The 18239-nt window shown below is 65.4% G+C and carries 15 protein-coding genes; 6 read left to right on the top strand and 9 right to left on the bottom strand.

Features of this window, described 5'->3' with window-relative positions:
* Positions 1-104 precede the first annotated feature (104 nt).
* Complete coding sequence (locus AB7Z56_RS05885) at positions 105-944, bottom strand: protein-disulfide reductase DsbD domain-containing protein (protein WP_063981002.1); 840 nt, start codon at positions 942-944, stop codon at positions 105-107.
* A 142-nt stretch (positions 945-1086) separates the two neighbouring features.
* On the opposite strand from AB7Z56_RS05885, the gene AB7Z56_RS05890 reads away from it, so the two are divergent.
* Positions 1087-1731, top strand: a complete 645-nt coding sequence (locus AB7Z56_RS05890; protein WP_063981003.1) for a YqgE/AlgH family protein — start codon at positions 1087-1089, stop codon at positions 1729-1731.
* 175 nt (positions 1732-1906) lie between these two features.
* Here AB7Z56_RS05890 and AB7Z56_RS05895 read toward each other — a convergent pair whose 3' ends face one another.
* Both AB7Z56_RS05895 and AB7Z56_RS05900 read right to left on the bottom strand, forming a co-directional pair.
* The gene (locus tag AB7Z56_RS05895; protein ID WP_063981004.1) at positions 1907-2794 is read right to left on the bottom strand and encodes a TauD/TfdA dioxygenase family protein; all 888 of its coding nucleotides are present in this window, start codon (positions 2792-2794) and stop codon (positions 1907-1909) included.
* A gap of 113 nt (positions 2795-2907) precedes the next feature.
* Positions 2908-3687, bottom strand: a complete 780-nt coding sequence (locus AB7Z56_RS05900) for an SDR family NAD(P)-dependent oxidoreductase (RefSeq protein WP_063981005.1) — start codon at positions 3685-3687, stop codon at positions 2908-2910.
* Between the two features lie 98 nt (positions 3688-3785).
* Here AB7Z56_RS05900 and AB7Z56_RS05905 point away from each other — a divergent pair, with 98 nt between their 5' ends.
* Together AB7Z56_RS05905 and AB7Z56_RS05910 are read left to right on the top strand one after the other, a co-directional pair.
* Positions 3786-4523 carry an SDR family NAD(P)-dependent oxidoreductase gene (locus AB7Z56_RS05905; protein ID WP_063986080.1) on the top strand — a complete coding sequence of 246 codons (738 nt, stop codon included), beginning with the start codon at positions 3786-3788 and terminating at the stop codon, positions 4521-4523.
* A gap of 136 nt (positions 4524-4659) precedes the next feature.
* Positions 4660-5034: a CsbD family protein gene (locus AB7Z56_RS05910; RefSeq protein ID WP_063981006.1), complete on the top strand. Its 375-nt coding sequence runs from the start codon at positions 4660-4662 to the stop codon at positions 5032-5034.
* Positions 5035-5222: 188 nt separating this feature from the next.
* On the opposite strand, the gene AB7Z56_RS05915 is transcribed toward AB7Z56_RS05910, so the two are convergent.
* Both AB7Z56_RS05915 and AB7Z56_RS05920 read right to left on the bottom strand, forming a co-directional pair.
* The gene (locus AB7Z56_RS05915; RefSeq protein ID WP_063981007.1) at positions 5223-6902 is read right to left on the bottom strand and encodes an SGNH/GDSL hydrolase family protein; all 1680 of its coding nucleotides are present in this window, start codon (positions 6900-6902) and stop codon (positions 5223-5225) included.
* A gap of 171 nt (positions 6903-7073) precedes the next feature.
* Positions 7074-8459: a lytic murein transglycosylase gene (locus AB7Z56_RS05920; protein ID WP_283018001.1), complete on the bottom strand. Its 1386-nt coding sequence runs from the start codon at positions 8457-8459 to the stop codon at positions 7074-7076.
* Positions 8460-8659: 200 nt separating this feature from the next.
* Between AB7Z56_RS05920 and galU the strand changes: the two genes are divergently transcribed.
* Complete coding sequence (gene galU, locus AB7Z56_RS05925) at positions 8660-9535, top strand: UTP--glucose-1-phosphate uridylyltransferase GalU (protein ID WP_063981008.1); 876 nt, start codon at positions 8660-8662, stop codon at positions 9533-9535.
* Between the two features lie 106 nt (positions 9536-9641).
* Here the strand turns inward: galU and AB7Z56_RS05930 are convergent, their stop codons facing one another.
* Entirely contained in the window at positions 9642-11138 is a 1497-nt protein-coding gene (locus tag AB7Z56_RS05930; protein ID WP_063981009.1) for a sensor domain-containing diguanylate cyclase, read from the bottom strand.
* Between the two features lie 137 nt (positions 11139-11275).
* On the opposite strand from AB7Z56_RS05930, the gene AB7Z56_RS05935 reads away from it, so the two are divergent.
* The gene (locus AB7Z56_RS05935; RefSeq protein ID WP_028148420.1) at positions 11276-11533 is read left to right on the top strand and encodes a DUF7662 domain-containing protein; all 258 of its coding nucleotides are present in this window, start codon (positions 11276-11278) and stop codon (positions 11531-11533) included.
* A gap of 11 nt (positions 11534-11544) precedes the next feature.
* Positions 11545-11793 (top strand): hypothetical protein, encoded by a 249-nt coding sequence (locus tag AB7Z56_RS05940; RefSeq protein ID WP_063981010.1) that lies wholly within the window; start codon positions 11545-11547, stop codon positions 11791-11793.
* 549 nt (positions 11794-12342) lie between these two features.
* On the opposite strand, the gene AB7Z56_RS05945 is transcribed toward AB7Z56_RS05940, so the two are convergent.
* From AB7Z56_RS05945 to metG, 3 genes are all read right to left on the bottom strand, one after another.
* Positions 12343-15219 (bottom strand): EAL domain-containing protein, encoded by a 2877-nt coding sequence (locus AB7Z56_RS05945; RefSeq protein WP_071916666.1) that lies wholly within the window; start codon positions 15217-15219, stop codon positions 12343-12345.
* Positions 15220-15373: 154 nt separating this feature from the next.
* Positions 15374-16372: an NAD(P)H-quinone oxidoreductase gene (locus tag AB7Z56_RS05950; RefSeq protein ID WP_063981012.1), complete on the bottom strand. Its 999-nt coding sequence runs from the start codon at positions 16370-16372 to the stop codon at positions 15374-15376.
* Between the two features lie 67 nt (positions 16373-16439).
* Positions 16440-18119, bottom strand: a complete 1680-nt coding sequence (gene metG / locus AB7Z56_RS05955; protein ID WP_283018002.1) for a methionine--tRNA ligase — start codon at positions 18117-18119, stop codon at positions 16440-16442.
* Positions 18120-18239: the final 120 nt, after the last annotated feature.

Genomic DNA, 18239 nt, shown 5'->3' on the forward strand with positions numbered 1-18239 from the left:
CCTCGCCAAACCACTCCCTGTGGCTATGGGTCCCGGGCTCGCGCTGCGCGCGCCCCGGGACGACAGCTGAATATGGGGCGCTGGCAGCGCAACTCAGCTCCGGCTCACTCCAGATTCGTATTGAACTCGTACGACTTCTCGGGCGCGACGAGCGTGAACTTCAACGCCGCTCCGTCGGGCTTGGCGCCCGGTGGCAGTCCATCGAGCTCGAAGGAAAATCGTTGCACGCCGGGTGGGCTGCGCTCGACCGGCGCCGGAATCGGCAACGCCCAATCGAGCGTTGGCCCTTCCACGAACAAATTGACGCCGCGGCTGTCAGGCACGACCACGTCGACCACGACATTCTTGGGACCGTCACGTTTGACGTCGCGGATGGTCAGCGGATTGGGATCACCGATCGTGGCAGGCTTCGGCACGGTGTCGAGCGCAGCACGCAGATTAGCGTCCTCGGTCGAGGCGACGTTGTTGAAGCCGAGCTCGACATTGGCCTCGACGGGAACGCAGAGCTTCTCGCACACGGCGTAGTTGATCTCGGCGCGCAGCGTCACCGGCTTGTCGGGCGCCTTGGGCACGATGCGCAGAGGCAGCACGACCTGGCCGTGATAGCCGATCGAATGCCCGCCCGCACCGTCATCGAATTTCAGCGGCGCCGGCCACATCACCGTCACCGCTTCGACATTGTCCGATTTGGAGAAATCGAACCGCGGCGGAACGCCGGAATCGCCGGGGATGCGCCAGTAGGTCTTCCATCCCTGCTGGAGCTGGAAGGCGATACCGCCGAGCAGGACGGCGCCGCTGCGCGATCCCGCCAGCAATCGCACTGCGGAATGGCCGTCGCGCTGCCAGGGCGAAGCGTCGTCGGCGCGCGCTGCGAGCGTCATCGACGACGCAAGCAGGGTTGTTGCGACGCCAAACGCCGCATGCAGGGGAACTCTTGTCAGCATGGCACGTCTTTACAGGGTCGCCCCTGGGCAAACCATTGAATTGCTTGTGATGGATGCACCTGAATCAAGTCTATGCAAGCCTTGATTTGACAGCAGCCCGGCCCGACATCAGGATAGGAATCGAAACCGGAGTGCTTCACCGATGGCTCCCACAGGCAAAAGGACGGGCGAAAGCACCCGCAGCGCGGCCCCCGCGCTTCCCAGCTCGGCCGGCTATCTCGACGGCCAGCTCCTGATCGCGATGCCCGTGATGGGCGATGAGCGCTTCGAGCGCTCGGTGATCTATCTCTGTGCGCATTCCGCCGAGGGCGCGATGGGCATCATCGTCAATCATCCCGCCGGCAGCATCGACTTCCCCGAGCTGTTGCAGCAGCTCGGCATCATCAAGAAGGGCGAGCACATCAAGCTGCCGGAGAACGCCGAAAGCATGAAGGTGCTGCGTGGCGGGCCGGTCGATACCGGCCGCGGCTTCGTGCTGCATTCCAGCGATTTCTACATCGAGAACGCGACGCTCCGGATCGACGACGGCGTCTGCCTCACCGCGACCGTCGACATCCTGCGGGCGATCGCCAACGGCTCCGGCCCGAAGCACGCCATCCTCGCGCTTGGTTATGCCGGCTGGGCGCCGGGCCAGCTCGAGACCGAAATCCAGAGCAATGGCTGGCTGCATTGCGATGCGGATTCGGATTTGATCTTCGGCGACGATGTCGACGAGAAGTACGGACGTGCGCTGCGCAAGATCGGCATCGATCCCGGCATGCTCTCGAACGATGCGGGACACGCGTAGCTGTGTAGCAGCTGCTGCGACGGTTTGCGGTGTCCTGCGCCACCCTCCGCTGTCGTGCCCCGGCTTGACCGGGGCATCCAGTACGCCGCGGCCTATCGATTCCATCACAACCGTCTCGGAGTACTGGATCGCCCGGTCAAGCCGGGCGATGACCACGTCCAGCGGGGTGTGCCGCCTACTCCGCCGCCTGCTGCTGTACCGTCGGCTCTGTCCCCGCCACCGTCGCGCGGCGCATGTCGCGGGGTTGGGACTGGTCGTAGCGGCGGACGCGATGCATGGTCTGGCGGTTGTCCCACATCACGAGATCATGCAGCTTCCATTTGTGGACGTAGACGAACTCGCCTTGCGTCGCATGCTCGTTCAGATCGCGCAGCAGCAGCCGGCCTTCGGGGACGCTCATGCTGACGATCTTGCCGGCATGCGATGAGAGGTACAGCGACTTGCGGCGATGCACCGGATGGGTGCGCACCAGGCGTTGCAGCACCGGCTTGAACATCTGCTTTTCGTCGTCGGTGTACTCGGTGAAGCCGAGCGATCCGCGCGAATACATCAGCGAGTGCTCGCAGACGAGATCCTCGATCTCGGCCTTGGTGTCGTCATCGAGCGCGTCATAGGCCGCGCGCATGTCGGCGAACTCGGTATTGCCGCCCTTCGGGTTCACCACCCGCGCCGACAGCAGCGAGAATTTTGCGGGGATCGGGCGAAACGAGCTGTCGGAATGCCACAGGCAGTTGCCGAGGTTGAACAGATGCGCGCGACTGTCCTTCGCCAGCGGCTTGCCATCCTTGCCGAGATTGGAGACGTCGTTGAGGCCCGATTGCAGCCGGTAGTCCTTTTCCTTGGTCACGGTGCCGCCGCGCGCGTCCTCGCGCTGGCCGAAATTCAGCGCGAAGGCCATCTGCTGCTCGTCGGTGATGTCCTGGTCGTGGAAGACCAGCACCGCATATTTGTCCATGGCTGCCTCGACCTCGCGCGCCTCGGCCTCGGTGAGAGGCTTTCGCAGGTCGAGGCCGGAAACCTCGCCGGCAAAATGTTTCTGAAGCTGCCGGATGGCGATCGTCATGGTGTTTCTCCCGCGAACCGCGAGCGGTTGGTCCCGCTCTGCCGGTGAAAAAGCTACTCCCGCGACCGGCGTTGTCAACGCTCGGCGCGCATATCTCTTAAGCGTCATGGCTCTCACGCGTTGCGCGCCATCAAGCCGCCGTCGACAGGGATCACCGCGCCGGTGAGGAAAGACGCCGCAGGCAGGCACAGGCTCAGCGTCATATGCGCGACCTCCTCGGGGTCGCCGTAACGGCCGAGTGCAGTGCGGCGCTTGGCGTAGATCGTCTTGTGCTCTTCGGAGATGCGGTCGGTGATGGCGGTGCGGATCGGGCCCGGGCAGATGCAGTTGACGGTGATGCCCTCGCGGCCGAGCTCGACGGCGAGCGAGCGCGTGAGGCTCGCCACGCCGCCCTTCGCCGCCGAATAGGGGCTGTGCAACGCGGTGGCGCCGAGCGCCTCGGTCGAGGCGATGTTGACGATGCGCGGGCTCTTCGACTTGCGCAGGTGCGGCAGCGCGGCGCGGATGATGCGCGGATGCGCCGTCAGCATCACGGCGATCCCCTTGGCCCAAGCGTCTTCGTAAGCCTCGTCGTCGATCGCGACGCGCACGGAGATGCCGGCATTGTTGACGATGATGTCGAGCCCGCCGAAATGCGCCGCGACATCGCCAACCACGCGCTTGATCTCGCCGCCATCGGCGACATCGAGCTTCCACGCCTTCGCGGATCCGGCGTTCGCGGCAATCTCCTTGGCAACGGACAGCGCGCCCTGCTCGTCAAAGTCGGTGACGGCGACGTTCGCGCCTTCAGCGGCGAACACGCGCGCGGTCGCGCGCCCCATGCCGCTCGCCGCACCCGTGACGAGAACGGTCAGGCCCTTCACCGACCGGCTGAGCTCCTTGAATTCGGACATGCCGTTTCCTCGCGTCTCTTGTTTCTTGTTATGAGATGGACAAGGCTGGCATCGATCCGCAGACAGGTCAAACAAGCAAAACAAAAGGGGAGGCCGCGATGGCGAACGAGCTCGATTTCTCAGGCAAGCAGGTGCTGGTGGTCGGCGGTTCCAGCGGTATCGGCAACGGCATCGCGCAAGCCTTTCGCGCCAGGGGCGCGCAAGTTGCAGTCTGCGGCACGCGTGCTCATCCTGCGGAATATTCGGCGCTAGAAGGCTCCGATCTCACGGGTCTTTCCTATGCGCAGCTCGACGTCGGCAACACCGGCGCGGTGGAAGCGTTCAAGCCGTCCTTCGACCGTCTCGATGTGCTCGTGCTCGCGCAGGGCGCGGTGCTCTATCGCCGCGGCGAGTTCGAGATGGCCGGCTTCCGCAAGGTCGTCGAGGTCAATCTGATGAGCCTGATGGCCTGCGCGACGCGGTTTCACTCCATGCTGCGCGATAGCAAGGGCGCGCTGATCATGGTGTCCTCGACCGCAGCCTATCATTCCACCATGGGCAATCCCGCCTACAACGCCTCGAAGACCGGCGCAGTCGGACTGACGCGGACGCTGGGCGAGGCCTGGGCCGAGGATGGCATCCGCGTCAACGGTATCGCGCCCGGCCTCGTCGACACCAAGATGACGAAGGTGACCACCGACAATCCCAAGCGGCTCGAAGGCGCGCTGTCACGCATTCCGCTGCGGCGATTGGGCACGCCGGCTGACATGGCGGGCGCGGCGCTGTTCCTCGCCTCGCCGCTGTCGTCCTACATCATTGGCCAGACGCTGGTGGTCGATGGCGGGCTCATCCTGTAGCCCGGATGGAGCGACATGTCTGCCGTAGCCCGAAGAGCGCAGGCGGAAGCGTAGTCCGGACTACACACTTTCGCAGAAGCTTGGAACTGCGCTGCTCCTGATCGGTTACCTCGGCTGACCCCCGAGGAGGAGCAACATGGACAAGGATCGGATCGTCGGATCGGCCAAGGAATTCGCTGGGCGCGCAGAAGGCGCCGTCGGTGATCTCGCTGGCGATGCGCAGACACAGGCGTCAGGCAAGGCGCGGGAAGCCGCCGGCACCGTGCAGAATCTCTACGGCCAGGCCAAGGATGCCGTGCGCGACGCCGGTGAGACTGCGGCCGGCTACGCCAAGGACGCCTACGACAAGCCGGCCGAGACCTTGCGCGACGGTTCGCAGGCGATTGCCAAGAAGGTGCAGGACAATCCGCTCGGTGCGCTGCTGATCGCCGGCGGTATCGGCTTCGCACTCGCGCTCCTGATGTCGCGTCCCGCCCGTCGCCCGCCGCCGCGCTGGCGCTATTACGGCTGAGCCACCGCCCGAATTTTTCGTGCCCCGGACGCAATGCGGCCTAGGCGATGCGTAGCATCGTCCGGTAACGCCGCTTTGCTGAGCCGGGGCCCATTCTTTGGTGAATGTCGCAGTGCTGGGTCCCGGCTCTGCGCTGCAGCGTTACACGCTGCAGCGCGTCCGGGACACGAGATCTCAATTCAGAAAAACTACCGGAACATCTCCGCCGATCGCCCGACGTTACCAGGCGGGCGCGGGATCGCGGGATTGGGATTACGCGGCGCCGGTGCGAATTGACGCGGCGGTGGCTGCGGAGAGCCGAAGCCGAAGAAATCGCGGAATGCCGGCGTTGCCTGGGCCGGCTGCTGCGGCTGCTGCTGTACCGGCGGCTTCTTCGGCGCGAGCCTTGGCGGCGCGATCGCGGCGGCTGCACCCGGTGTGCTGGGAGTGGCGCTGCCGTCGGGCGTCGTCGCAGCCATCGGCGTATCACCCTTGGCCTGCTCGCGGCCGACTTCGCGGCGCGGCCAGGCATAATCATCGGCACGGCCGGCGGGCGCGGCCAGCGGCTCACCCTTCACCATCGTCTTCGCGGCGAGCGCATCGACGGCAGCGGGACGCGAACCCGGTCCGCCCAGCAATTGATCGGCCGAGATCGAGGCCGCAACCAGCGGCACGATCGGTCCCGCCAGCGGCCGCGGCGCGGGCTTGCCGGGCTCGGCGCTGGTGTCGGGGGTCGCAGGCTCGCTCGGCAGCGCAATCGGGCCGGAGCGTCCGGCGAGCAGGCGCGTGATCTCGCGCTCGACATAGTGGGCGAGCTTGCGTGCGCCAGGTTTCGTGAAATAGACGCCGTCATAGCTGCGGAGCTGGCGGATCTGGCCCTCGAAGTCCGGGCCCTTCTGGAGGAAGCGGCCGGCTTCGTCGACAAAGCCGTCCCAGACATCGACATAGGTGATGCCGGCCTTGGCCGCGCCTTCGCGATAGAGCGAATCCAGGAACAGCATGTCCGCGGTGCCCTTGGGGCCGCGGATCGCGGGCAGGCCGACCCAGAGCACCGGAACGCCCTTGGACTTGAGAACGTTGGCCAGCTCCTCGATCTTCTTGCCGTAGAGTTCGACCCAGCGCTCGTCGCGGAATTCGTAGAGGCCGTTCGGGTTGCGCGCGGTCTTCTCCGGCGCTGCGACCGCCGGCGTGTCGGCGTTGTCGGCATCGTCCTGCGGCAGGTCGGTGTCGGCGGGCTTGTCGTCCGGCTTGGCGGCCGTGTCGGGTTTAGCATCGCCCGGCTTGGCCGGTGGCTTGGCGCGCGCGCCCTTGTCGTTCTTCTTGTCCTTGTCCGTCGCCTTGTCGGGCGCGGCCTCGCGGATCGAGATGCGGTCGTTGAGGCCGAGCATGACGACGATCACATCAGGCTTCTCGGTCTCGAGGATGCCCTTCGCTGCCGCCGCCCAGTCCGCGGGCTCACCCTTCGGCTGGTACTTGATCAGGCCGGACGTGGTCTTGTGCTTGCGGATCACGCCCATGTCGGGCTGCTCGGTGTAGGCGTCTTCGAGGCCGTAGGCGAGCCAGTCGGCCATGGCGTCGCCGATCACCAGCACGTTCTTGTCGGGCGTGGTGTCGCGCTTGGCTGGTGCCGGCGCACGCGAAAAGTCCTGGCGCGGCGCCTGCGGCTGTTGCTGCTGGAATGGTGCGAAGAAGTCGCCGCCGAACCAGCCGCCGCCTCCACCGTTCCGCGGTGGCGGGGCCTGCCGCTGCGGCGGGCCGCCGAAGCCGGGGAAGTTGAAGAACTGCGCCGAGGCGGGTCCCGCGATGGAGACCAGAATCGCAAGCGCCGTCCCCAGCGCGATCAGCGGGCCGGTCTCGGTCAGCGCCTTGAATAGGGACTTCTTCGACATGCGATCTCAGGCACGCGCAATGGGGATCGGGACAGGCTCGATATAATAGCGGAATCAGGCGCCAAACGGGCAGATTCTCTTTGCGGATTCTTCTGCCATACACCGGGGAACAGCCATCCCCGTCAAGGCGATCGGGCAAAATCCCTGTTCAGGGTTACTTTCGGCGCGATTTTACCGCCCGCGGAGGCGATCCAGCACGTCCGAGGAGGCAAATCCGTCGGCGGGGACCCCGATCGAGGCCTGGAAATTGCGCAGCGCCTCCCGGGTCTGGCCGCCGAACTGGCCGTCCGGGGTGCCCTTGTAGAAGCCGCGCTGGGCCAGCAGCTGCTGAAGTTCCAGCCGTTCGGTGCGGGACAGCTCGCGCTCCTGGCGCGGCCAGGGCTGCACGAAGGGCTGGCCGCCGCGCAGCCGGTCGGCGAAATGGCCGATCGCCAGCGCATAAGCCTCGGCCGGGTTGTACTTCATGATGACGCGGTAATTCTGCAGCATCAGGAAGCCCGGGCCCTGCGCCCCGGCGGGCGCCAGCAGATAGGCTTTCTCGGCCGGATGCGGGAAGGGCTGGTTGGCCGGGCGCTTGAGCCCGAGCTTCTCCCACTGCGCCATCGTCATCGCCTTGGCGCGATCGGCCAGCATGTAGTTGAAGCCTTGGGGCACCACGACCTCGTAGCCCCAGGTCTGGCCGGCCTGCCAGCCGTCCTTCTTCAGATTGTTGGCGGTCGAGGCGATCAGATCGGTGGGATTGTCGACGACGTCGCGCCGTCCGTCGCCATCGCCATCCACGGCAAAGCGCTTGAACGCAGTCGGCATGAACTGGGTCGGGCCGAAGGCGCCGGCCCAGGAGCCGCGCATCTGCTCAGGCCTGAGATCGCCGCGGTTGAGGATCTCCAGCGCGGAGAGAAACTCGTCCTTGAAATAGGCCTGGCGGCGGCCGATGCAGGCGAGCGTCGCGGTCGACTGCAGCACGCTGCGGTCGCCCATCTGCGTCGAGTAATTGGACTCGATGCCCCAGATCGAGGCGATGATGTAGCGGTCGACGCCGGTAGCCTTTTCCGTGGCGTCGAACTGCGCTTTGTATTTGGCGAGGACCTCGCGGCCCTTGGCGAGACGGTTGTCGTTCACGAGGATGTCGAGATAGTCCCAGATCGACTTGGTGAACTCCGGCTGCGAATCCATCAGGTCCATGATGCGCAGATCAGGCGACAGCCCGGCCGTGAAGCGCTGGAAATTCTCCTGCGTGATGTTGCGCCGTGCGGCATCGGGCCACATCCCCGCGACGCAATTGTTGAAGTTGGAGGCGGCCTCGCGGATCGCGGCGGCCGTCATCAACGGGTGGCCGGAGGCGCCGTCCTCGCCGGTCCATGGCAAGGCGCCGCCGGGGCCGGGCGCCGGCTGAGAGGGCGCTGGATTCGAGCCGGCGAAAATACCGCCGAACAGGTTCGACAAGCCGTTCTGCGCCTGGGCGTGCGCGCTGACAGGCAGCAGCACAGCGGCCGCAAGCATCATTGCGCCGGTCACAAATCCAGCACGTTTCGCCAGCGCTGCCACTGATTGCATCATACCCTACCTGTCCGGCCGAAAATCCGCCTTCAGGAGGCCCGGTACCGGTTGCCAATAGCTTAACAAAGGTGAAATTTTGGTGTCGGCCTTTTTCTCAACTCTGTGAGCGCGAGGCCCCACATCCGCCTTTGTTAGCGGCTGCAAACAAGCTAGCAAGATACCATTGCTCCCTTCACGTCCTCAGGTATTCGATCTGTCCCATGAAAATTCGCAAAGCCGTATTCCCCGTCGCCGGCCTCGGCACCCGCGTCCTGCCCGCCACCAAGGCGATGCCGAAGGAAATGCTGACCATCGTCGACAAGCCGCTGATCCAGTACGTCTATGACGAGGCGAGGGAAGCCGGCATCGAGCACTTCATCTTCGTCACCGGCCGCAACAAAAACGTCATCGAAGATCATTTCGACAAGATGTTCGAGCTCGACGCGACGCTCGCCGCGCGCGGCAAGAAGGCCGAGCAGGACATCCTGGCGCAGAACCAGCCGGAGGCCGGCGCCGTCAGCTTCACCCGCCAGCAGGCGCCGCTCGGTCTCGGCCACGCGGTCTGGTGCGCGCGCGACATCGTCGGCAACGAGCCGTTCGCGGTGGTGCTGCCCGATGAGCTCGTGCTCAATACGACCGGCTGCCTCAAGCAGATGATCGAGACGGCTTCAACGCTCGGCGAAAAATCCAACGTCATCGCGGTCGAGGCGGTGCCCGACCATCTCACCCACCAATACGGCATCTGCGGCGTCGGCAAGCGCACCGGCAAGATGTTCGAGGTCGACGGCATGGTCGAGAAGCCGGCCAAGGGCACCGCGCCCTCCAACCTCTCCATCACCGGCCGCTACATTCTCCAGCCGGAGATCTTCAAGATCCTGGAGACCCAGGAGCGCGGCGCCGGCGGCGAGATCCAGCTCACCGACGCCATGATCGGCCTCGCCAAGTCGCAGAAATTCTACGGCGTCGAGTTCGAGGGCGAGCGCCATGATTGCGGCTCCAAGCCCGGCTTCCTCCGCGCCAACATCGCCTACGGCCTGAAGCGGCCGGAACTGCGCGATGGGCTGATCGCGGAGATGAAGAAATATCTGGGGCGGTAGCGCTCCACTCGTCATTGCGAGGAGCGAAGCGACGAAGCAATCCAGGCTGCCTCCGCGGAGACAGTCTGGATTCCTTCGCTTCGCTCGCAATGACGGAGGGGGCCCCTCAAGCCACCAGCGACAGCTTCGGAAGGCTCGCGACCACGGACTGGTTGCGGCCGCCGGCTTTCGCCGCATAGAGCGCCTTGTCGGCGGCGGCGACCAGGACCGGCCAGTCCAGGCCGGTGGTAGGAACCAGGCCTGCAATCCCGCAGGAGACCGTCGACATCGCCTGGTCGTCGGACCAGCCCTGCACCTTGCCGCGGATCGTCTCGGCGACATTGAAGGCCTCGGCGGCCGAGGTGTTCGGCAGCAGCACCGCGAATTCCTCGCCGCCATAGCGCGCGGCGCAGTCGCCGGAGCGCCGCACCGAATCGGAAATGCAGATGGCGATGCCGACCAGCACCTGGTCGCCGGCCTGATGGCCGAACGTGTCGTTGTAGGCCTTGAAGTGATCGGCATCGATCATCAGCAGCGCGACCGGCGTCTTCTGGCGCGTCGCGCGGCGCCATTCGACGTCGATGACCTGGTCGAACTTGCGGCGGTTCTTCAGGCCGGTGAGCGCATCCGTCGTCGCCATCTCCTCGAGCTTGCGCTCGGCATCGGCGCGCCGGCCGATCTCGCGGGCGAGCACCAGCGTCGAGGCCAGCATGAACAGGATGAGCGCCAGGACCACGGCGCCGATGCGGTAGGCTTCCTTCTGCCAGAGCTCGAACACGGCGGCGAGCGGCTTGCCTGCCACCACGAACAGCGGACCCGGGCCGGTGCTGCGGACGTAGAGGCGCGGCGTCGCGTCCACCGGACCCTGGCCCGCATAGGACCCGCCGGCCTTGAGATTGTCGGCCTTCCAGCTCTGCCGCGTCCCGAGATTCTTGCCGATGACGTCGAGATCGAACGGCCGCCGCATCATGATGGTGCGATCGCGCGTCAGCACGGTGATGGTATCGTCGGGATCGAGGTTCAGGCGCTCGAACAATTCGTGGAAATAGCTGAAACGGATCGAGCCGGTGACGACCCCCAAGAAGCCGCCGTCGGTATCGCTGATGCGCCGGCTCAGCACGATGGAATAGGCGCCGCGGAAAAGCATCGGACGGCTGATGAAGAGGCCGGCGTCGGGATCGTCGCGATGAACCCTGAAGTAGTCCTCCTCGCTCCGGTTCTCCGGCAGGGGATCGAGCGTGGAGGCGTCGATGGTCAGCCTGCCCTCGGCATCGAACACCTGGATGGCGCCGAAGTGCCGCGCCGTGGTGGCGTGATCGAACAGGATCAGGTGACGGATCGGCTTCGAGACCGCGTTGATCTCCGGCAGCAGCATGTTGCTGGCGACCGCCTTCAGGGAGAGATCGTAGATCTCGATGTTGCGGCTGATATCTGCTTCGATGGAGGTGGCCAGATTGTCCAGCGTCTGGCGCGCGAGGGCCTCCTCGCCGCGGCGCATGTCCAGCATGACGTTGACGCAAATGGCGGAAAAGCCGATCACCGTCACGACGGACGATATGATCAGCAGCTTCGCCGAAATCCGCCACGGCCGGCGGGTCGTGACGTCGCGCCATCCAGACTGCATCGAGTGCTCCCGACACTAGTGGATGCGCCCGAAATCTTGCGTAGTGTTTAAGCCGGGACGGCGCTGCCACAATGAGTTAAGAATTGGTTTCCGCGGGCATCGCTTTTGGGCAGCGGAGCTGGGACGAGAGGACGATTGTGAACGATTACGACGCGCTGCGGGATTACCTGATGCGGCAGAAGCAAACGGAATTCGTGCTGAGTTTCGAGCAGATCGAGGAGATCATCGGCTCGGCCCTGCCGCGGGCGGCGAATCGCGCCTCATGGTGGGACAGCCTCCGCAGCCCCGACATCCAGATGCCCCAGCGCGAAGCCTGCCTCGCCGCGGGGTTCGTCGCGACGCGGATGCCGGACGGCCAGAGCGTGCGGTTCACCAAGAAGAAGCAGCGCAGGTGAGCTGACGCTGCATGATTCTGCGCTGGCTAAGGGGGATTTTTGGCGCAGCCCTGATTGCAACAGGCGTGCTGTTCGCGCTCGCCTTCGAGGCCCGCTACTGGCGCTGGCGCGACTGCTTCAACGAGCTCGGCCGCTGTTACGACCCGGTAACGCAGGATGTTTATCTCGAACAGGCGGGAATGGTCTGGGGCGGTCTTGCCGCGATCTCGCTGGTGGTGGGGTTTTGTTTGGTCGCGGGGCTACGACGCAAGCCAGGGTAGGTCAGCTGGACGCGGTGCGCCGCAAGCGCGAGACGGGGGGCGTTAGCCCAAGTGTAGAACCACGGCCTTCATTGGCGATTATGGGGCCAGCGTTCGTCATGGGCTCGTATCAGGCATCTGGTCGTCTGCCGGTCGCAGGCGCGCACGCATGTGTTCTGGCGCCCTCGAACGTCACCGGCCCCGCCGGTGTAGTCGGCGCATGTGCCAAGGCAATTTGCGCCTCGGTCCTCGCATCGTGCGGCTGTCACTGCTTCGGCCGATGAGGCGAGGAACACTCCGGTGCCGATGAGGGCGATCGCGTAGAAAAGGTGCTGAGTCATCCGTGACTCCTGAGAAAGACGCGTGGTCCGCTCATTCTGAGAACGACAGCTGCGAGCCCAGTGACCTCGATGACGAAGCCGTTCTGGGTCGAATGCTGCGTGCCATCTTTCATGGTGGGTCGAGCAGGGCCCATTGATCTGGATCAAGCCCGGCATAAGCGCGCCGGTGCGGCACCCCGCTCGCTTTGCGAGCGACCCTTTCCGGGAGGAGAGCGGAAGAAGATAAGCGCTAGCTCGCCGCTTCCAGCCGCACTTCGGTGAGCAGACGCATCGCCGCGTCCGCGTCCATGGGCTCGCCGAAGGCGAAGCCCTGCGCGTATTCGCAGCCCATCTGGTAGAGCTCGACCGCGTCGGAATCGGTCTCGGCGCCTTCCGCGACCACGTCCATGCCGAGATCATGCGCGAGCGCGATGATCGACTTCAGGATCACCGGACGGGTGCCGCGGTTGGTGGTGCGCACGAACGACTGGTCGATCTTGATGGTGTCGAACGGGAAGCGCTGGAGATAGGCCAGCGACGAATGGCCGGTGCCGAAATCGTCGAGCGACAGCCCGGTGCCGAGCTCGCGGATGCGCGTCAGCATCTGGGCTGCGTGCTCCGGGTTCTCCATCACCAGCGATTCCGTCAATTCCAGCTTCAGCGTGCCGCGCGCCACCGAGGAGCGCGACAGCACGGTGCGGATGTCGTGGATAAGATCGTGGCGCAGCAATTGCCGCGAGGAGACGTTGACGGAGGCGAAGATCGGCTCGCGCGAGCGCATCGCGCGTTGCCACACCGAAAGCTGCTTTGCGGTCTGGTCGAGCACGAACATGCCGAGGTCGACGATCAGGCCGGTCTCTTCCGCGATGCTGATGAATTCCGACGGCGCCATGCGTCCGAGCTTCGGATGATCCCAGCGCACCAGCGCCTCGAAGCCGGCGATCGAACGATCCTCCAGCCGCACGATCGGCTGGTACAGGATCGTGAGCTCCTGCCGCTCGATGGCGCGGCGCAGCTCGCTCTCCAGCGTCAGGCGGTCGGTCTTTCGCGCGCGCATCGCCGGCTTGTAGACGTCGATGCGGTCGCCGCCGATCCGCTTGGAATGATACATCGCAAGCTCGGCGTCCTTGATGATCTCGTCCGTCAACTGGGTCTGCGGATCGGACAGCGCGAGCCCGATCGAGGCGGTGAGAAAAATCTCGCGGTCGTTGAAGGCGATCGGGGCGCGGATGGTCTTGCGGATGGTCTCGGCGAAGGCGGTGATGCGGGCAGGGTCCTGCTCCGAGAGCAGGATCAGGCCGAACTGGTCGCCGGCAAGCCGCGCCAGCGTGTCCTGCGGCTTCAGGATGCGGGTGAGGCGGCGGGCCAGCGTCAGCAGGATCGAGTCGCCGACCGCGATGCCGACGGAATCGTTGACCTGCTTGAAGCGGTCGAGGTCGATCACCATCAGCGTCGGCCGCAGCGTCGGCATGGTCTTGGCGAAATGCGCGACCGCGCCGAGCCGGTCCATGAACAGTTTGCGGTTGGGCAGGCCGGTGAGGTTGTCATGCACGGAATCGTGCAGCAGACGCTCCTCCGCGTTGCGCAGCTCGGTGACGTCGGTCAGCGTGCCGACCACGCGCGAGACCTCGCCGTCCGAGCCGACCACCGGGCGCGCCTTCAGCGCGAACCACATGAAATGACCGTCCGGCGTGCGCAGCCGGAAATCCTGCACCAGGCGGCCGCGGCGCTGGTCGAGCACGCTGTCGAGCGCGGCGCGGAACCGGTCCTGGTCGAGCGGATGCAGCACCTCAAGCCATGAGGCGGCCGGGCCTTCCAGCGTGCCGCGCTTGAGGCCGAGCAGGGCTTCGGTCTCGGGGCTGGTGAACACCTTGTCGGCGGAGACGTCCCAGTCCCAGATCAGATCGCCGGAGCCGGCCAGCGCCAGCGCGCGCCGCTCGATGTCGGAGACGACGCCGGTGGTGGCGCTGCCGCCGGCAAAGGCGTGCTGCATCACCGTAAAGCCGATCAGCATCACGATCAGCACGAGGCCGCCGAGCAGAGCCGGGCCGACGATGTCGTTGGTGACGGAGCCCGCGACCGTCATGCCGGCCGCGACCACCCAGACCACCAGCAGGAACCAGGTCGGGATCAAGAGCACCGCGCGGTCGAAGCCGTGGGTGGAGAGGTAGACGATCAGCGCAAAGCCAGCAAAGGCGATCAGCACCAGCGACATGCGGGCGATGCCGGAAGCCACCGCCGGGTCGAACAAGGCGAGCGCCACCAGCGAACCCAGGAAGGCGAGCCAGAGCACCGTAATGTGCGAATAGCGCACGTGCCATCGACTGAGGTTGAGATAGGCGAACAGGAACACCAGCAGCGTCGCCGCCAATATCGCTTCGCCCGCCGCGCGCCAGATGCGCTCGGCGTTGTTCGACATGTCGAGCACCTTGCCCCAGAAGCCGAAATCGACGCCGATATAGACCAGCACCGCCCAGGCCAGCGCCGCGGCGGCCGGGAACATGATGCTGCCCTTCACCACGAACAGGATGGTGAGCACGAGCGCCAAAAGCCCGGAGATGCCGATCACGATGCCCTGGTACAGCGTGAAGGAGTTGACCTTGTCCTTGTAGGACTCGGGCTCCCACAGATAGAGCTGCGGCAGCTTGTCGGTGCGCAGTTCCGCGACAAAGGTGACGACGGCGCCGGGATCGAGCGTGATGCGGAACACGTCGGCCGTCGCGCTCTCCTGGCGCTCCGGGCGGTCGCCGATCGAGGGCGTGATGGTCGCGATGCGCGACAGCCCGAGGTCGGGCCACAGCAGGCCCGACGAGACGATGCGGTAATGCGGGGCGACGATCAGGCGGTCGAGCTGGTCGTCGGTGTTGTTGGCGAGCGCGAACACCACCCAGTTCTGGCCGCCCTCGCGGGCGCGCACCTCGATGCGGCGGACGATGCCGTCGGTGCCGGGTGCGGTGGAGACCTGGATGCGATCGGCGTCACTGCGCTGATGCTCGAGCACGCCGGTGAGGTCGATCGCGGGCGCGTCGCCGCGGACGCTGACGGCATCCAGCGCGCGCGCCTGGGATGCGGCGACGAGAATCATGAGGCCCAGCGCTATGGGCGCGAGGCACCTGATCAGACGCAAGGTCGGTTCTCCGCGTTCGACGCAAACTCTTCAGTGCAAGATGGTCAGTGCAAGGCGTTTTCCGAACGGAACAAGATGGTTCGGCGCGTCGCGATAGATGCCACGAAAGCGAGGAAAATCAAAGGGTTTCCGCCTTGCCTGATGGGCCGTTGGCCTAGACCTCCAACACAATTTTGCCAATATGTGCCGAGGTCTCCATGCGCCGGTGCGCATCGGATGCCTTTTCCAGCGGGAAACTGCTGTCCATCAGCGGCTTGACGCGGCCTTCGCGCAACAGCGGCATCACTTTCGCCTCGATTGCGGCCACCATGGCCGCCTTGTCCGCATTACTACGGGGGCGCAGGGTCGAGCCGGTATGGGTCAGGCGCTTCACCATCACCTTGGCGATGTTGACGCTGACCTTGGGGCCGTTGAGGGTTGCGATCTGCACGATGCGGCCGTCGACCGCCGCGGCATCATAGTTGCGGTCGACATACTCGCCGGCCACCATGTCGAGGATCAGGTTGACGCCGGCCTTGTCGGTCTCTTCCTTGACCACGGCGACGAAGTCCTCGGTCTTGTAGTTGATGGCGCGGTCGGCCCCGAGCTTGAGGCAGGCATCGATCTTGTCCTGCGAGCCGACGGTGACGAACACTTTCGCGCCGAACGCTTTCGCGAGCTGGATCGCCATGGTGCCGATGCCGGACGAGCCGCCATGGATCAGCAGCGTCTCGCCGGCCTTCAGGCCGCCGCGCTCGAACACATTGTGCCAGACCGTCATCAGGGTTTCCGGCAGCGCGCCGGCTTCCCTGATCGACAGCGCCGGCGGCACGCTCATCGCCTGGGCGTCCTGCGCGATGCAGTACTGCGCATAGCCGCCGCCGGCGACCAGCGACATCACCTTGTCGCCGATCTTGTGCCGTTTGGCGTTGCTGCCGACCGCCACCACTTCGCCCGCGATCTCGAGCCCCGGCAGGTCGCTGGCGCCGGGCGGCGGCGGATAGGCGCCGGAGCGCTGCGCCACGTCGGGCCGGTTGACGCCCGCGGCCTGCACCTTGACCAGGATCTCGTCGGGACCGGGCTGCGGAACGGCACGTTGTTCCGGCACCAGCACCTCCGGTCCACCGGGCTTGGAGATGGCGACCACGGTCATTTGCGCGGGCAGCTTGTCCATGATGTGTCCTTGGATGAATGAATTCGGCGGATGGCATATCGCCTTTTTCCGCCGAAGTGAAACGACATTAAGGCCCGAACCGCGCCGCCAGATGGCTTGCTCTTTCGGGAGAGATTTTTTCGACCAGTGGACCGATCGGCGCGACCGCTGTGCCGGCGCCGCCGTCGAGCAAGTCCGCGATTTGGCCACCGGGCCAGCGTGGCGCGGCATCTTCGCTACCGAAGGCGTGCAGCACATTTTCCGACAGGCTGGGCACGATACTCCACGCCAGCACGGCGCAGGTGCGGACCAGATTGAGGGCTGTTCGCGTCACGATCGCCGCGCGAAGCCGATCGGACTTGATGGCTGTCCACGGCGCGGCATGCTGCAGGTAAGCGTTCGCCACATCCCAGATCGCACGCGTTGCGGCGGCCGCGGTACGAAACTCGAGCGCCTCGTGATGGCGTCGCAGCGTCGCGATACGCTGCTCCAGTTCCCGTGCGAGCAGGTGCTCGGCCTCGTCAGGAGCGCCGCCTTCCGGAATCCGGCCGTCGAAGGCCCGATGGGCGAAGCTGACAATGCGATTGACGAGGTTGCCGAAGATGTCGGCGAGATCCTTGTTCACGTCGGCGACGAACCTGGCAACGTTGAAATCGGAGTCGGCGCTTTCGGGCGCGTTGGCGATCAGCCACCAGCGCCAGAGATCGGCGGGCAATTCCTCCAGAGCCTGGTCGGTAAAGATGCCCCGATTGCGGCTGGTCGAGAACTTGCCGCCCTCGTAATTGAGCCAGTGGAATCCCTTGATCACGTCCGCGCTCTTCCAGGGCTCGTTCGAGCCGATCAGCGTCGCCGGGAAGCTCACGGTGTGGAATGGGATGTTGTCCTTGCCGAGGAACTGGACGTAGCGGACGTCATCGGCCTGCCACCACCATTTTCGCCAGTCGCGGCCCGGCGCGGCGGCGGCCCATTCCTGGGTGGCGGCGATGTAACCGATCGGCGCGTCGAACCAGACATAGAAGACCTTGTCGGCGAATCCCTGTCGCGGAACCGGGATACCCCAGGCCAGATCGCGCGTGATACAGCGATCGCGCAGATCGGCTGTCAGCCAGCCTTTCGCGGTCGACACCACGAAGGAGGGCCAGCCGGAACGGTTATTGATCCACGCGCTCAACGCTTCGACAAGCTGCGACTGGCGCAGGAACAGATGGCGGCTTTCGCGGACCTCCAGCGCCCGGTCGCCCGACAGCGCGGATCGCGGGTCGATCAGTTCGGGCGGATCGAGCAGCGCGCCACACTGGTCACATTGATCACCGCGCGCGGACGGGTCGCCGCAATGCGGGCAGGTGCCGAGCACGTAGCGGTCCGGCAAGAAACGGCCGTCCGTGGGTGACCAGACCTGCGGCAACTTACGTTCCTCGATCAATCCGGCATCGTCGAGCCTGCGATAGAAGTGCTGCGTCAGAGCGCTGTTCTGTGGCGAGCTGGTTCGCCCGAAATGGTCGAAGGAGAGGCCGAAGCGTCGGTAGATGTCGGCCTGGATTGCGTGCTGCGCATCGCAGAAAGTGCGGACATCCTGTCCGGCGCGAACGGCGCCGAGCTCAGCCGGCGTGCCGTGCTCGTCGGTGGCGCAGATGAAGAGCACGTCGTCGCCGATCTGTCGCCTGAAGCGGGCATGGACATCGGCGGGGAGGAGCGAGCCTATGAGATTGCCGAGATGCTTGACGCCGTTCACGTAGGGAAGGGCGCTGGTGATGAGAATTTTGGTCATGACTGCGGTCTTTCGCGTTTGGTGATGCCGACCGACGAAAAATCAAAAGCCCTCCCGCATGATCGGAAGGGCTTGGGGTCGGCTCATGCCTCACGCGCGTGGACGCGCGCTTATCCCGTC

The sequence above is a fragment of the Bradyrhizobium sp. 482_C4_N1_8 genome, assembly GCF_052075965.1.
GTDB lineage: Bacteria > Pseudomonadota > Alphaproteobacteria > Rhizobiales > Xanthobacteraceae > Bradyrhizobium > Bradyrhizobium barranii.

Coding starts and splice junctions, on each gene's coding strand:
- AB7Z56_RS05885 (WP_063981002.1), bottom strand. CDS start 944: ATGCTGACAAGAGTTCCCCTGCATGCGGCGTTTGGCGTCGCAACAACC.
- AB7Z56_RS05890 (WP_063981003.1), top strand. CDS start 1,087: ATGGCTCCCACAGGCAAAAGGACGGGCGAAAGCACCCGCAGCGCGGCC.
- AB7Z56_RS05895 (WP_063981004.1), bottom strand. CDS start 2,794: ATGACGATCGCCATCCGGCAGCTTCAGAAACATTTTGCCGGCGAGGTT.
- AB7Z56_RS05900 (WP_063981005.1), bottom strand. CDS start 3,687: ATGTCCGAATTCAAGGAGCTCAGCCGGTCGGTGAAGGGCCTGACCGTT.
- AB7Z56_RS05905 (WP_063986080.1), top strand. CDS start 3,786: ATGGCGAACGAGCTCGATTTCTCAGGCAAGCAGGTGCTGGTGGTCGGC.
- AB7Z56_RS05910 (WP_063981006.1), top strand. CDS start 4,660: ATGGACAAGGATCGGATCGTCGGATCGGCCAAGGAATTCGCTGGGCGC.
- AB7Z56_RS05915 (WP_063981007.1), bottom strand. CDS start 6,902: ATGTCGAAGAAGTCCCTATTCAAGGCGCTGACCGAGACCGGCCCGCTG.
- AB7Z56_RS05920 (WP_283018001.1), bottom strand. CDS start 8,459: ATGATGCAATCAGTGGCAGCGCTGGCGAAACGTGCTGGATTTGTGACC.
- galU (WP_063981008.1), top strand. CDS start 8,660: ATGAAAATTCGCAAAGCCGTATTCCCCGTCGCCGGCCTCGGCACCCGC.
- AB7Z56_RS05930 (WP_063981009.1), bottom strand. CDS start 11,138: ATGCAGTCTGGATGGCGCGACGTCACGACCCGCCGGCCGTGGCGGATT.
- AB7Z56_RS05940 (WP_063981010.1), top strand. CDS start 11,545: ATGATTCTGCGCTGGCTAAGGGGGATTTTTGGCGCAGCCCTGATTGCA.
- AB7Z56_RS05950 (WP_063981012.1), bottom strand. CDS start 16,372: ATGGACAAGCTGCCCGCGCAAATGACCGTGGTCGCCATCTCCAAGCCC.
- metG (WP_283018002.1), bottom strand. CDS start 18,119: ATGACCAAAATTCTCATCACCAGCGCCCTTCCCTACGTGAACGGCGTC.